This window comes from Pseudomonas sp. SCT, assembly GCF_003864275.1.
Classification (GTDB): Bacteria; Pseudomonadota; Gammaproteobacteria; order Pseudomonadales; family Pseudomonadaceae; genus Stutzerimonas; species Stutzerimonas stutzeri_AE.
This window is the reverse complement of record NZ_BDJA01000016.1, coordinates 1-13,906: the sequence shown is the minus strand read 5'-3', so window position 1 is coordinate 13,906 and position 13,906 is coordinate 1. Positions and strand designations below refer to the sequence as shown.

Sequence of the window (13,906 nt, the reverse complement as noted above, 5' to 3'; positions counted from 1 at the left end):
TGTCATTTTCAGAAGACGACTGCACCAATTGACGGGGCGTAACGCCAGGTGTGCAGTCGGCTCCTGACCACGCAATATCAGAAGTCATCTGCACCAATCTCGACTATGCTCAATACTCGTGTGCACCAAAGCGAGGTGTGAGCATGGCGTCAGACACATTACCAATTGCCGAGCAGGGCGTGGCCACCCTGCCCGATGCGGCATGGGCACAGGCCCGGCACCGGACCGAAATCATCGGGCCGCTGGCAGCGCTTGAAGTGGTTGGGCATGAAGCCGCCGATGCCGCTGCTCAAGCGCTGGGCCTATCCAGGCGGCAGGTGTATGTCCTGATCCGGCGTGCCCGGCAAGGTGCTGGGTTTGTGACGGACCTGGTTCCCGGCCAGTCCGGCGGCGGAAAAGGCAAGGGACGCTTGCCGGAATCAGTTGAGCGCATCATCCGCGAGTTGCTGCAAAAGCGCTTCCTGACCAAGCAGAAGCGTAGCCTGGCGGCGTTCCACCGCGAGGTCGCGCAGGCTTGCAAAGCGCAAAAGCTACGGGTGCCGGCGCGCAACACTTTGGCCCTGCGGATCGCCGGCCTCGACCCGCTCAAGGCCACTCGCCGCCGGGAAGGTCAGGATGCGTCCCGCAGCCTGCAAGGTGTCGGTGGTGAGCCTCCCGCCGTGACCGCGCCACTGGAACAAGTGCAGATTGATCACACGGTCATCGACCTGATCGTGGTGGACGAGCGCGACCGGCAACCGATTGGCCGTCCGTATCTGACCATCGCCATCGACGTGTTTACCCGCTGCGTGCTCGGCATGGTCGTCACGCTGGAAGCGCCGTCATCTGTTTCGGTCGGCCTGTGCCTTGTGCATGTCGCCTGCGACAAGCGTCCCTGGCTGGAGGGTCTGAATATAGAAATGGATTGGCCGATGAGCGGCAAGCCCAGGCTGCTCTACTTGGACAACGCGGCCGAGTTCAAGAGCGAGGCGCTGCGCCGTGGCTGCGAGCAGCACGGCATCCGGTTGGACTATCGTCCGCCAGGGCAGCCGCACTACGGCGGCATCGTGGAACGGATCATCGGTACGGCGATGCAGATGATCCACGATGAATTGCCAGGGACGACCTTCTCCAACCCTGACCAGCGCGGGGACTACGATTCCGAAAACAAGGCCGCCCTGACATTGCGTGAGCTGGAGCGCTGGCTCACGTTGGCGGTGGGCACCTATCACGGCTCTGTGCACAACGGCCTGCTTCAGCCGCCGGCGGCGCGCTGGTCAGAAGCCGTGGCGCGTGTCGGTGTACCGGCTGTCGTCACCCGCGCCTTGGCTTTTTTGGTCGATTTCCTGCCCATCATTCGCCGTACTCTGACTCGCACCGGCTTTGTCATCGACCACATTCACTACTACGCCGATGCGCTCAAACCGTGGATCGCACGACGCGACCGCTTGCCCGCTTTCCTGATCCGGCGCGACCCGCGTGACATCAGCCGTATCTGGGTGCTGGAACCGGAGGGGCAGCATTACCTGGAAATCCCCTACCGTACCTTGTCGCACCCGGCTGTCACCCTCTGGGAACAACGGCAGGCGCTGACGAAATTGCGGCAGCAGGGACGCGAACAGGTGGATGAGTCGGCGCTGTTCCGCATGATCGGGCAGATGCGCGAGATCGTGACCACCGCACAGAAGGCCACGCGCAAGGCGCGGCGCGACGCGGATCGACGCCAGCACCTCAAGGCATCGCCTCCGCCGGACAAGCCGATTCCGCCGAAAACGGACGTTGCTGATCCGCAGGCAGACAACCTGCCTCCGGCCAAACCGTTCGACCAGATCGAGGAGTGGTAGCCGTGGACGAATATCCCATCATCGACTTGTCACACCTGCTGCCAGCTGCACAGGGGCTGGCTCGGCTGCCGGCGGACGAGCGCATCCAGCGCCTTCGCGCCGACCGCTGGATCGGCTACCCGCGCGCGGTCGAGGCGCTGAACCGGCTGGAAACCCTGTATGCGTGGCCAAACAAGCAACGCATGCCCAACCTGCTGCTGGTTGGCCCGACCAACAACGGCAAGTCGATGATCATCGAGAAATTCCGGCGCACGCATCCGGCCAGCTCCGACGCGGACCAGGAACACATGCCGGTGCTGGTCGTGCAGATGCCGTCCGAACCGTCGGTGATCCGCTTCTACGTCGCGCTACTTGCCGCGATGGGGGCACCATTGCGCCCGCGCCCACGGCTGCCGGAAATGGAGCAACTGGCGCTGGCACTGCTGCGCAAGGTCGGCGTGCGCATGCTGGTGATCGACGAGCTGCACAACGTCTTGGCCGGCAACAGCGTCAACCGGCGGGAATTTCTCAACCTGCTGCGCTTCCTCGGCAATGAGCTGCGCATCCCATTGGTCGGGGTCGGCACGCGCGACGCCTACCTGGCCATCCGCTCGGATGACCAATTGGAAAACCGCTTCGAGCCCATGATGCTGCCGGTGTGGGAGGCCAACGACGATTGCTGCTCACTGCTGGCCAGCTTCGCCGCTTCGCTTCCATTGCGGCGACCCTCGTCGATTGCCACGCTGGACATGGCCCGCTACCTGCTCACACGCAGCGAGGGCACCATCGGCGAACTGGCGCACTTGCTGATGGCGGCGGCCCTCGTCGCCGTGGAGAGCGGCGAGGAAGCGATCAACCACCGCACGCTCAGCATGGCCGATTACACCGGCCCAAGCGAGCGGCGTCGGCAATTCGAGCGGGAACTGATGTGAAGCCAGCGCCACGCTGGCCGCTGCATCCGGCTCCCAAGGAAGGCGAAGCCTTGTCTTCATGGCTCAACCGCGTGGCCCTTTGCTATCACATGGAGGTGTCCGACCTGCTGGAGCACGATCTTGGTCACGGCCAGGTTGATGACCTGGATACCGCGCCACCACTGTCGCTGCTGATGATGCTCTTCCAGCGGAGCGGCATCGAGCTGGACCGGCTGCGTTGCATGAGTTTCGCCGGCTGGGTGCCTTGGCTACTGGATAGCCTTGATGATCAGATTCCAGACGCATTGGAAACCTATGCGTTCCAGCTCTCGGTGCTGCTGCCGAAACTCCGCCGTAGGACGCGATCCATCACGAACTGGCGTGCCTGGCTGCCCAGCCAGCCGATACATCGCGCCTGTCCGCTCTGTCTGAACGACCCGGCAAACCAAGCCGTACTGCTTGCATGGAAGCTGCCCCTGATGCTGAGCTGCCCGCTGCATGGTTGCTGGCTGGAATCCTATTGGGGCGTGCCTGGGCGGTTTCTCGGCTGGGATAACGCCGACACTGCGCCGCGCACCGCCAGCGACGCGATTGCAGTGATGGACCGGCGTACCTGGCAGGCACTGACGACCGGCCATGTGGAGCTGCCGCGCCGACGCATCCACGCTGGATTGTGGTTTCGGCTAATACGCACGCTGCTCGATGAGCTGAACACCCCGCTTTCGACGTGCGGAACCTGCGCGGGGTATCTCCGCCAAGTATGGGAAGGCTGCGGGCATCCGCTGCGTGCTGGGCAAAGTCTGTGGCGACCGTATGAAACCCTGAACCCGGCAGTACGATTGCAGATGCTGGAGGCGGCGGCAACGGCAATCAGCTTGATTGAGGTGAGGGATATTAGCCCGCCAGGCGAGCATGCAAAGCTGTTCTGGTCCGAGCCCCAAACCGGGTTCACCAGTGGCCTGCCGGCGAAAGCGCTGAAGCCCGAACCCGTCGATCACTGGCAGCGTGCGGTCAAGGCCATTGATGACGCCATCATTGAAGCGCGGCACGACCCCGAGACGGCACGCTCGCTGTTCGCGTTGGCTTCCTATGGTCGGCGCGACCCCGCTTCCCTGGAACAGTTGCGCGCTACCTTCGCGAAGGAAGGCATCCCCACGGAATTTTTGTCACATTACGAGCCTGATGAGCCCTTTGCATGTCTTAGACAGAATGACGGGTTAAGTGACAAATTTTGACGACCAGAACTTTCCGGTTCACACTGTCACATAATCGAACGTATATGTGACAGGTGCAAGATGCTGATTGGCTACATGCGGGTATCGAAGGCAGACGGCTCACAGGCCACCGACTTGCAGCGCGATGCGCTAGTCACTTCTGGCGTCGATCCCACCCAACTTTACGAGGATCAGGCGTCTGGCAAGCGCGAAGACCGCCCTGGCTTGGCGAGCTGCCTAAAGGCGCTGCGCGAGGGGGATACGCTGGTGGTGTGGAAACTGGACCGGCTCGGGCGTGACCTGCGCCACCTGATCAATACCGTCCACGACCTGACCGGCCGTGGTGTCGGACTGAAGGTGCTGACCGGCCACGGTGCGGCCATCGACACCACGACGGCCGCCGGCAAGCTGGTCTTCGGCATCTTTGCCGCGCTGGCCGAGTTCGAGCGCGAACTGATCGCCGAGCGCACCGTGGCGGGCCTGGCCTCGGCACGGGCGCGCGGTCGGAAAGGTGGCCGGCCGTTCAAGATGACGGCCGCCAAGCTGCGCCTGGCGATGGCGGCAATGTGCCAGCCCGAAACCAAGGTCGGCGACCTGTGCCAGGAACTCGGCATCACGCGACAGACCCTGTACCGACACATTTCCCCAAAAGGCGAGTTGCGCCCAGATGGGACGAAACTACTCAACCGTACCTGACAAGTAGTCAGCCTCCGCCTGACGGCGGCGAATCGCAAGCGCTCGGCTTGGCGCTGGTTTCGGTCGCAGTAATGGCGCGTGCCTGGAAGCGCTGGTAGCACTCCAGCCCGCAGAAGTGCTCGACGTACTCCGCGCCTTCCGGGGTGAAGGCGGCATCGAGCGGGATTTCCTTGCAACACACGCAGCAAGCGGTGCTCGGTTCGTTGACGTTCATGGTGGTGTTTCTCCATTGGTTGACGAAGCTGGCGAAGGTCGCCGCCGGCATCGGCTTCGCGAACAGAAAGCCCTGCACCGTGTCGCAGCCGGCCTGCCGCAACCACGCCAGGCTGTCGGGTGTTTCCACGCCTTCGGCCACTACCTCCATGCCCAGCCCATGCGCGAGCTGGATCACCGCCCGCACGATGCATTGGTCGCGGGTATCGTCCGGCAGCCTGGCAACGAACGATTGGTCGATCTTCAGCGTGGTGATCGGGCAGCACTTCAGATGTTGCAGGCAGGAATAGCCCGTGCCGAAGTCGTCGGCCGCGAAATGCACGCCGAGGGCACGCAAGGCGTCGAAGGTGGCGAACAGGGCCGGATTGCCGAAGGCGACCGATTCAGTCAACTCGATCTCCAGACATTCGGCGGGTAAGTCCGCATCGGTCAGCACCCGCTGAATCTCGGCATCGAACATCGGCCCGACCTGACTCGCGGACACATTGACGGCGAGCCGGAACGGCTGCCACGCCAATGCTTGCCACTTGCGCATCTGTCGGCAGGCTTCGCACAGCACCCACGTGCCAATTGCCGGCATCAGGCCGGACGACTCGGCCAGCGGTATGAACTGACCTGGTGGCAGCAGTCCCAAGCTCGGATGCCGCCAGCGCAGCAGCGCTTCCGCGCCGACGATCCGGTTATTACGCAGATCGACCAGCGGCTGGTAATACAGCTCAAGCTGCCGGCTCGCCGCCGCCTGCGCCAACTCAGTCGCCGTCCATCCGGCGGGGTGCGAAGTCATCATGATCCGCCCCGGAAGGCGCGCAGTAGCCGCGTCACGGACAGAATGAATAAGCCGGTCAGCGTGAGGGCTGCAATACCCCAATGTTCCCCGATGAATGCGCCGGCTGTCGTTCCGGCCAGCACAACGGCGAGAATCGGCAAATGACAGGGACAGGTGAGCACGGCCAACGCGCCCCACAGATAGCCGGTGAACGGCTTGGGTGTTTCGGTCGGCAAACGCTCGGGACTGTTCATAGCAGACTCTCCGCGTGCTGTGCCGGCTCGGTCGGCAGGGTGGCCAACTGCACTTCCAGATCGGCCAACGCTTCGCGTCGGCGTTCGACGAACTGGCGCAGCACGGCAAGCTGCGCTGCGGCCTGGTCGCTGTCCGCCGTATCGAGTGCCCGGCACAACCGCGCCAGCGCATCGAGGCCGATGCCCGCTTCGAAGGCCGCCCGCACGAAGCACAGCCGTTGCAAGGCCGCCTCGTCGAACAGGCCGTAGCCGCCTGGGGTGCACGCCACCGGCCGCAGCAGTCCGCGCAGCAGGTAGTCGCGCACGATATGCACGCTCACCCCGGCATCAAGGGCCAGCCGGGACACCGTGTAGGCGTTCATAGAACACCTCCTTTTCCTCACCCAGCGCAGCAGGAAAGCTGCTTCACGTCCTTGTTGAAGGTCTGCGCCGCGAGCTTCAGTCCTTCGACCATCGTCAGGTAGGGGAACAACTGGTCGGCCAGCTCCTGCACCGTCATGCTCTTGCGCATCGCCAGCGGCATGCCATTGAGCGCTGCACTGAAGCCTTCCATCGCCGAGGTCGCCGTCGCGTCGTTCATCTTCACCAGCATCAGGTAGCCACTGGTGCGCTCCACCAGCGTACCTACAGACGAGGCGTTGGCCTTGCCCTTGATCAGGTCGCCTTCCCAATGCCCTGGCATCAGTCGGTCTTCGATCTCCGGCGGACGTACATGAATACTGACCCTCTCAGGGATCTGACCGCGCCGATCCACGCCGCCAGAGCGCGGCCTGCGCATCGTCTTGCTTTGGCGCAGGCAGATGATCAGCTCTTTACGCAGCTCGCCGACTGGCAAGGCATAGATCGCGTTATAGATCGTCTCGCGACAGACGTAGGCATCTCTGAGGCTGGGAATATTCATGCTGCGCAGCTTGCCGGCAATCTGCTCGGGAGACAAACGCTCACGCAGCATATGCGCCACCAATTCGAAGCGCTCGCTACCCGGCAACAGCTTTTGCTTCGGTCGACACACCTGACGGCGGGCCTGCATCTGCTGCTGGGCCACGCGGGCCGAGTAGCCGCCACAGGCATCTCGATTGCGGCGCAGCTCCCGGCTGATGGTCGAAGGGGATCGGTTGATCAAGCAGGCAATCCCGCGCAGGCTGAAACCTTGGGCATGACCGATTTGAATGGTGGCGCGCTCTTCAACGCTGAGTTCGGAATAAGACATAGGGACAGCACCGTACCGGAAAGGTCAGGTGTTGCACTCAGTTTTCGCCGCCGCCCCCTTATTATCACTGCGAGGTGAATAGCTTTTCTGCCAATTGATTATGCCAATGCGATTCTCTTCGCCGAAGATTTCGTCCATGAGCATGCCAAGTCTAAATAGTTCCCTATGATCAATACAGATAGCCATAACCCCGCCTGGGGTTAGCATCTCACGCATCATCCAGATTCTGGGTGTCATGAAGCGCAACCATTTGCTGTGCTTGGACCCATCATCTTTAGGAACTACATCGCCGAGATCTGGATCGTTTGGATCCTTGTCCCACTTGTCGTTATAGCGGAAGTCCTCGCCGGTGTTGTACGGCGGGTCTGTTACTACAAGATCAACTTGACCACGATATTTATAGAGCGTGACCATCGCAGAAAGGTTTTCACCGTTCCAGATCTCATTCTCTGACTGGGCGGTTTCCTCTCCAAAGGATACTTTCTTGATAATACGATGCAGCTTCGGCTTGACCTGGCGGATGATCTGCCAGGGAGCAGCCCGCCCGGTGTAACTCATAACGATGCCATTCTTGCCAGCATCGGCAAGCGCCGCATCATGCTCCTGCAGCATACGGACCAAGGCGGCCCTCGGCAGTTGTTCGTAATCCATGCTTGCCCCTTGAATTCGTGCGGCGGCACCGAAAAGCTGAAAATTCTAGTACCGCTCGTGGATGCTTCACCATCCCTAGGGTGGCGAGTGTACTTGTGAACGTATTGATTTGGCTGTTAAACCGTTGAAAAAGACGGATCAACTGAGTTCCAAACGGGCTGCGTACTGGCTGGCAGATGCGAATCCGGCGCACGCCGCTCCCTTCTGGGCTCAAGCCCGCGAAGCGGGCATAAAGAACCCGGCCGAGGCCGGGATCCTTATGGGCTTATGGGCCGGCGTATTGGTCTGCCCAGTCCAAAGCCGGTGCCACGGGAGCTTGCACCTCCTGAGGCCAGGTTTTGGAGCCCACTGCAAATCGCCCGTAACCCATTAAAAGATAGCTGGGCATCCGACGAAAAGAGCACCAAGGCACCATTACCCTTGAGCTACAGCGCCGCTACGGGGCACCAGTTTGATTTCAACGCGGCGATTTTGGGCGCGACCCTCGGCGGTGTCGTTGGGGGCAATGGGCGAGCTGGAGCCTGCACCAAAGGTTTGCAGGCGCGAAGGATCGACGCCATTGCTGCGCAAAGAGAAAAAGGGGACTGATTTATGTGCGCCAGGCAAAGCTTGGTCGCCTGGGAATGACGGCGCAAGCCGTCACGAAATGGCGTAAGAAACCCAGCGGGTATGACCCCCGCCCGGTAAAGGTTAGCCACCGACCGGAAGCGAGTCTTGCGTGGTGACCGGGTAACCGGCGCTGCGAAGCGTAGACAGCAGAAAAGGGGATTTATTTTCCCTACTCTAAAACGGCCGCTGTTGGCCGATTGCTGCCTGTCGTGGACGACCGTTTAACTTCAAAGCCTGACTGGATTGCAAACTGCTGACACGCGTAGATTCTGTTTTCGACTCGTTTAATGCCGTCGATGCCAGGCCATAAACAGAGAGGAAACAACCGCTCGAAAATTCGAGCCATAGACTCTAGAGCCAGTGGGTAGTCGGAGTCATGTTCCTGCAACCATCAAATCCAGATTCTGCACCGCCGCTCCAGCGGCTCCCTTCCCAAGATTGTCAAACACCGCAGCCAACAAAACCTGCCCCGTCTCATCATTTTCACACACCACCAATCGCAAACTATCAGTCCCGTTAAGCGCCTGAGGATCAAGGCACGTCAACCCTTTGGCCTCCTGCATCGACATCACCTGTACATGGTCCGCATCGACGTAGTGCTGCATAAGACACGCATGCAACCGCACCGCATCCACGCCCGGCGCCAACAAGCGAAGTTGCAACGGTATGGTCAGCACGATCCCCTGCCGAAAAGCCCCATAAGCCGGCACAAACATCGGCCGCTCCATCAGACCGCTTTGCTGCTGAATCTCCGGAATATGTTTGTGTGCCAGCCCCAGACCATAAACCTGAAACGCGGGCGCCTGTGATGCGCCCTCTCCCTCATGCTCTTGCACGCCAACGCGCCCTTTTCCGGAATAGCCCGACACAGCATGAATGTTCGTCGGATAGTCCCTGGGCAGCAACCCGGCCTCCAGCAATGGGCGCAGCAGCCCTATCGCCCCCGTGGGATAGCAACCGGGATTGCTGACCCGCCGTGCCGTGGCGATGCGTTGGGCCTGCTGCGAGTTCATCTCCGCGAAACCATAGGTCCAGTCTGGATGGGTGCGGTGCGCCGAACTCGCATCGATCACCCGAACGGCGGGGTTTTCGATGCTCGCTACAGCGTCGCGTGCGGCTTGGTCGGGCAAGCAGAGAATCGCGATGTCGCAGGCGTTGATGATTTCGGCGCGACGTTGCGGATCCTTGCGATGTTCGGGGCTGAGCGTGATAAGCCGCAGATCGGTCCGGTCGCGTAGACGTTGATGGATTTGCAACCCGGTGGTGCCTTGGTCGCCGTCGATGAATATAAGAGGACTTGCCATGGAATGCTCTCGGACATAGGAAATCAGGAGTTCCAATCTTCAGTGAGGGGCTAAGATAGGAAAAGTTGAATTTCTAAACGATGAAATTCAGCTTTTCTGAACAAGGAGTGACTCATGCGCGAAATCAGCCTGGACCGTCTGCGCACGTTGGTGGCCATTGCCGACCTGGGTTCGTTTGCCGAGGCGGCCCGTGTGCTGCACCTCGCGCCACCCACGGTCAGTTTGCATATTGCCGACCTGGAGTCGCGGGTTGGCGGAAAGCTGTTGTCGCGCACACGTGGGCGCATTCAGCCTTCGGCGATTGGAGAAACGCTGGTGGAGCGCGCGCGGCGCCTGTTGGCGGATGCGGAGCAGGCGCTTGAGGACGTGGAGCGTCAGGTGCAGGGCTTGGCCGGGCGTGTGCGGCTGGGTGCCTCCACAGGGGCCATCGCACAGTTGATGCCGCAAGCTTTGGAGACGTTGGGCCAACGCCATCCCGCTATCGATGTGCAGGTCGCGGTGCTCACGTCGCAGGAAACTTTGAAGAAACTTGCCGAGGGCTCTTTGGAGATCGGTCTGGTCGCGCTGCCACAGACCCCGGTGAAGGAGTTGCGGATCGAGCCATGGCGGCGGGACCCGGTCATGGCCTTCTTGCCGGCTCGCTGGGAATGCCCGGATGTTGTTACCCCCGGTTGGCTGGCCGCTCAGCCATTAATTCTGAATGACAACACTACTCGGCTTTCGCGCTTGACCTCGGAGTGGTTCGCCAGTGATGGACGGCAGCCCACGCCGCGTATTCAACTGAACTACAACGATGCGATCAAAAGCCTAGTGGCGGCCGGTTATGGTGCGACGTTGTTGCCGCATGAAGCCTCCACGCCATTGCCCGATACCAGGATCGTCATGCGGCCATTACAGCCCTTATTGTGGCGTCAACTTGGTATTGCCCACCGTGGTGGGGACGTCGAGCGGCCTACGCAACATGTGCTGGATGTGTTGTGGGGGTTGAGTGCGGGCTAGGGCGATGTTGTCAGAGAAAGGACCGCTTTCGACCCGGTCATACGGTGATTGAGGTCCCAGGCGTCAGCTACCGCACCTGAAGCCGTCGTTCATCGCTCCAAAGCCGGAGCCTGTCTCCGTTCGCCCAGGCCAGGGCATCGTAGTACTTGTGCAGCAGCTCGGTAATGGCGGCGGTGTCGTCGGTCATGGGGTTTCCTTGGGGTTGGCGGTGAGGACTGCCTGGACGCGTGCTTGCAGCACGGGCAGCACGTCTTGTTGGAACCAGAGGTTGCGCACCAGCCAGCGATTGTTGCGCGGGCTAGGGTGAGGCAGGGGGAACGCTTGCGGCCAGTGCTCGCGCCAGGCTTCGACCACCCGGGTGAGCGGCGTCTTGCCAGTGCCGAGGTGGTAGTCCATGGCGTAGCTGCCCAGCACGATGATCAGCGACAGGCGCTCGAAGCGCTGCATGAAGGCTTCGCGCCAGGCGGGGGCGCACTCCGGGCGTGGCGGCAGGTCACCGCTTTTACCGGTGCCCGGATAACAGAAGCCCATGGGCAGAATGGCGATGCGGGTAGGGTCGTAGAAGGTGTCGCGGTCCACGCCCAGCCAGGCGCGCAGACGCGCGCCGCTGGCGTCGTCGAAGGGCACGCCTGAGGCATGGACCCGAGCCCCCGGTGCTTGGCCGGCGATGAGGATGGACGCACTCGGGTGAAACTGGAAGACCGGCTGCACGCCGTGTGGCAGATGCGGTGCGCAGCGCGTGCAGGCGCGGACGTCGGTCAGAAAGGCGTCGAGTGTCGGCATGGCGCGCTTCCGGAAAGGGTGCTCGCGCAGGACGGAGGTGCCATCCTGCGCGAAGCGTAACCCGGCAGCAAGTCAGTGCTGGGTCAGTGTCGGATAGCCCTGGATGAATACGCGGTCGGTCTTGGCCGCCGGCACATGGCAGCCCATGCAGTCGGCTGCGTAGCTGACGGCGACATTCTTGGCGGGGGCGTCGGCCTTGAACAGCGCCCAGCCCCAGCCGTCGCCCCACAAGGGGTTGCTGGCGAAACGGCCTTTGGCGTCCTTGACCATCACGAACCACACGGCCGCATCGGAACCCCAGACCACAGGGTCGCCGGTGGTCATGGCGCTGGTTTCGAGCTTGCGGATCTCTTTCACCAGCGTGGCGCCGTCCGGGAACTTGCCGGTCTTGCGGTAGTGCTCGGCCGAGGCCTTTTCGGTGTACACATCGTGCAGGCCGCGAGAGGCGGATTTTTCGTCCAACACCGCATATGAGCCCAGGTGGACGAAGTTTGTGCGGAAGTCTGTGGGGCGGCTGATGCCGCCCTGGCTGTCCACATAGGGCGAAAAGTCGCCGGCCGTGACGGCCAGTGGCAGGACGAGGGCGCTGGCGAGCAGAGCGCCGGTGAGTGCGATTTTCATCGTGTTCTCCTATATGCCTATGGAGATCAGACGGCGACCACGGGGAAATCCACCGTGGTGTCGGCGATGTGGTTGGTGTAGTTGGTGAGCGTGTTCAGCGCGATGTTGGCGATCACTTCTAGTATCAGGCCGTCGTCGAGCCCCGCGCGGCGGTAGTTGGCCATGGCGTCGGCCGACACCACGCCGCGTTGCTCGACCAGCGCGCGGGCAAAGCCGGCAATTGCATCGTCAAGTGCGTTGGCCGCCTGGCCGGTGCGGGCCGCGGCGATGGCCTCTGCCGACAGTCCGGCACCTTTGCCGATCAGGGTGTGTGCGCTCAGGCAGTACTGGCAGCGATTGGCTTGACCGGCAGCCAGCGCAACGATCTCGCGCTGGGTGGCACTCAGGCGGCCGGTGCCCAGCGTTTCGGACAGGCCGAGGTAGCCGTTGAGCGCTGCCGGCGCGTGGGCCAGCGTGGCGAGCAGGTTCGGCACCATGCCGAGCTTGGCTTTGACGGCCTTGAGTGTGGCAGCGGTAGCGGCGTCAGCGGTGTCGATGGTCAGGGGGGCGATTTGGGTCATGTCTATCTCCGTAGTGGGTGAGGTGCAAGAGCAAGTGGGCATGATCGCCCTTTGTTTGGTACGATATGGCACGTAAAGTATCAAATACGTAACCTATCGTCTTATATGGAGAGTGGAATGGCGGATCGACTGGCCGGCTTGCTCCGGCACTACTCGCTTTCGGCGCGCGTTTTTCACAGCGGCGCCTTCTGTGGGCAGCATCATTACGCGGCGCCGCATGGCTATATCCATCTGGTGCGGCGCGGCCCGATTACGGCGCGTTCGCCCGTGCATGAAGATCTGCTGGTTACCGAGCCGAGCCTGCTGTTTTATCCGCGCGTGACGTCGCATCGTTTTGTCGCCGCCCCCGGCGATACCGCTGAGCTGTTGTGTGCGGAGGTCGATCTGGGCGCTTCGACGGGCAATCCGTTGGCCATGGCCTTGCCGTCGATGCTGCTGATTCCGCTGGCGGACTTGCCCGGCCTCGGGCCGACGCTAGAGCTGCTGTTTGCCGAAGCCGAGCGCGACCAGTGCGGTCGGCAGGCCGCCATCGACCGCTTGTGCGAGTTGCTACTGATCCAGTTGCTGCGTTATCTGATGGACGGGCGGCTTGGAGCCACCGGACTGCTGGCGGGACTGGCCGACCCGAAACTCGCGCGCGCCATAACCGCCATGCACGATGCGCCGCAGACCGCGTGGTCGCTCGAGGCGCTGGCGGCGCAGGCGGGCATGTCACGCGCGCGCTTCGCCGCCGCGTTCAAAGACGCGGTGGGCGTCACGCCGGGCGACTATCTGGCCGACTGGCGGATGAACGTCAGTTGCACCCTGCTCAAGCAGGGGCGTCCGGTGGCGGTGGTGGCCGACCGCGTCGGCTACGGCAGCCCGAACGCGTTGGCGCGCGCCTTCCGCGTGCGCATGGGCTGCGCCCCGCGCGACTGGCTGGCGCAGCAGCGCGGTGACGCGGCGCTCAGCGGTTCGTGAGTTTGAGGTCGATTCGCCGGTTCTTGGCGTAGGCGGCGTCGGTGTTGCGCTCGTCGAGCGGGTGAAATTCACATCACGCCGGAGCAAATGGCGGAACTCCAAGTGGCGATCCGTCAACGGCTGGTCAGTCTGTTCGTGCGGCGCGGCCGGCTGGACAAGGCTGAGTCAGTGGCGCAGGTAGCTGGATGACGCTGTCCCGCCCTGAGCCGACGCTCACAGGCGGGGATTTCCAGTGTCGTCATTGTCGGCTATTGGCCGGCAGCAGCCCGTCGTTGCCTGATGGATCCAACCCCTCCGCTGCTATAGTGCAGTCGGCTTCTGACGTTCAGTGCAGCCGTCTTCTGAAAACGACA

At 62.3% G+C, this 13,906-nt stretch carries 14 protein-coding genes and 2 pseudogenes; 6 read left to right on the top strand and 10 right to left on the bottom strand.

Annotated features, from left to right (window positions below; translation table 11 throughout):
* Positions 1-143 precede the first annotated feature (143 nt).
* Genes BHD08_RS22530 through BHD08_RS22515 form a run of 4 tightly spaced genes read left to right on the top strand, consistent with a single transcriptional unit; the run spans position 144 to position 4,623 of the window.
* Entirely contained in the window at positions 144-1,823 is a 1,680-nt protein-coding gene (locus BHD08_RS22530; protein ID WP_003830788.1) for a Mu transposase C-terminal domain-containing protein, read from the top strand.
* Between the two features lie 2 nt (positions 1,824-1,825).
* Positions 1,826-2,734 carry a TniB family NTP-binding protein gene (locus BHD08_RS22525; RefSeq protein ID WP_003830789.1) on the top strand — a complete coding sequence of 303 codons (909 nt, stop codon included), beginning with the start codon at positions 1,826-1,828 and terminating at the stop codon, positions 2,732-2,734.
* On the top strand, positions 2,731-3,948 hold the full coding sequence (locus tag BHD08_RS22520) for a TniQ family protein (protein WP_003830790.1): 1,218 nt from the start codon (positions 2,731-2,733) through the stop codon (positions 3,946-3,948). The genes BHD08_RS22525 and BHD08_RS22520 overlap by 4 nt, the downstream gene beginning before the upstream one ends.
* A gap of 60 nt (positions 3,949-4,008) precedes the next feature.
* Positions 4,009-4,623: a recombinase family protein gene (locus tag BHD08_RS22515; RefSeq protein ID WP_015063516.1), complete on the top strand. Its 615-nt coding sequence runs from the start codon at positions 4,009-4,011 to the stop codon at positions 4,621-4,623.
* A 7-nt stretch (positions 4,624-4,630) separates the two neighbouring features.
* Here the strand turns inward: BHD08_RS22515 and BHD08_RS22510 are convergent, their stop codons facing one another.
* From BHD08_RS22510 to argC, 7 genes and pseudogenes are all read right to left on the bottom strand, one after another.
* Positions 4,631-5,623, bottom strand: a complete 993-nt coding sequence (locus tag BHD08_RS22510; protein WP_113935374.1) for a DUF3330 domain-containing protein — start codon at positions 5,621-5,623, stop codon at positions 4,631-4,633.
* Positions 5,620-5,856: a broad-spectrum mercury transporter MerE gene (merE, locus tag BHD08_RS22505; RefSeq protein WP_113935373.1), complete on the bottom strand. Its 237-nt coding sequence runs from the start codon at positions 5,854-5,856 to the stop codon at positions 5,620-5,622. The genes BHD08_RS22510 and merE overlap by 4 nt, the downstream gene beginning before the upstream one ends.
* Positions 5,853-6,218 (bottom strand): mercury resistance co-regulator MerD, encoded by a 366-nt coding sequence (gene merD, locus BHD08_RS22500; RefSeq protein WP_113935372.1) that lies wholly within the window; start codon positions 6,216-6,218, stop codon positions 5,853-5,855. The genes merE and merD overlap by 4 nt, the downstream gene beginning before the upstream one ends.
* Positions 6,219-6,340: 122 nt before the next feature.
* Positions 6,341-7,066: pseudogene (locus BHD08_RS22495) on the bottom strand (IS30 family transposase); the annotation flags it as partial.
* Between the two features lie 24 nt (positions 7,067-7,090).
* Complete coding sequence (locus BHD08_RS22490) at positions 7,091-7,717, bottom strand: DNA methyltransferase (RefSeq protein WP_125025159.1); 627 nt, start codon at positions 7,715-7,717, stop codon at positions 7,091-7,093.
* 414 nt (positions 7,718-8,131) lie between these two features.
* A pseudogene (locus tag BHD08_RS23305) lies at positions 8,132-8,287 on the bottom strand (OmpA family protein); the annotation flags it as partial.
* Between the two features lie 413 nt (positions 8,288-8,700).
* Positions 8,701-9,630: an N-acetyl-gamma-glutamyl-phosphate reductase gene (gene argC / locus BHD08_RS22480; protein ID WP_003465021.1), complete on the bottom strand. Its 930-nt coding sequence runs from the start codon at positions 9,628-9,630 to the stop codon at positions 8,701-8,703.
* Positions 9,631-9,744: 114 nt separating this feature from the next.
* Here argC and BHD08_RS22475 point away from each other — a divergent pair, with 114 nt between their 5' ends.
* Entirely contained in the window at positions 9,745-10,629 is an 885-nt protein-coding gene (locus BHD08_RS22475; RefSeq protein ID WP_125025157.1) for a LysR family transcriptional regulator, read from the top strand.
* A 183-nt stretch (positions 10,630-10,812) separates the two neighbouring features.
* Here BHD08_RS22475 and BHD08_RS22470 read toward each other — a convergent pair whose 3' ends face one another.
* The 3 genes from BHD08_RS22470 to BHD08_RS22460 form a co-directional block, all read right to left on the bottom strand.
* Positions 10,813-11,412: a uracil-DNA glycosylase family protein gene (locus tag BHD08_RS22470; protein WP_061340040.1), complete on the bottom strand. Its 600-nt coding sequence runs from the start codon at positions 11,410-11,412 to the stop codon at positions 10,813-10,815.
* Positions 11,413-11,484: 72 nt separating this feature from the next.
* Positions 11,485-12,033, bottom strand: coding sequence for a cytochrome P460 family protein (locus BHD08_RS22465; RefSeq protein ID WP_043743735.1), 549 nt, complete (start codon positions 12,031-12,033; stop codon positions 11,485-11,487).
* A gap of 26 nt (positions 12,034-12,059) precedes the next feature.
* Positions 12,060-12,593 (bottom strand): carboxymuconolactone decarboxylase family protein, encoded by a 534-nt coding sequence (locus BHD08_RS22460; RefSeq protein WP_024542568.1) that lies wholly within the window; start codon positions 12,591-12,593, stop codon positions 12,060-12,062.
* Positions 12,594-12,710: 117 nt separating this feature from the next.
* On the opposite strand from BHD08_RS22460, the gene BHD08_RS22455 reads away from it, so the two are divergent.
* A complete protein-coding gene (locus BHD08_RS22455; protein WP_033964134.1) occupies positions 12,711-13,553 on the top strand; it encodes an AraC family transcriptional regulator in 843 nt (280 codons plus the stop codon).
* Positions 13,554-13,906 lie beyond the last annotated feature (353 nt).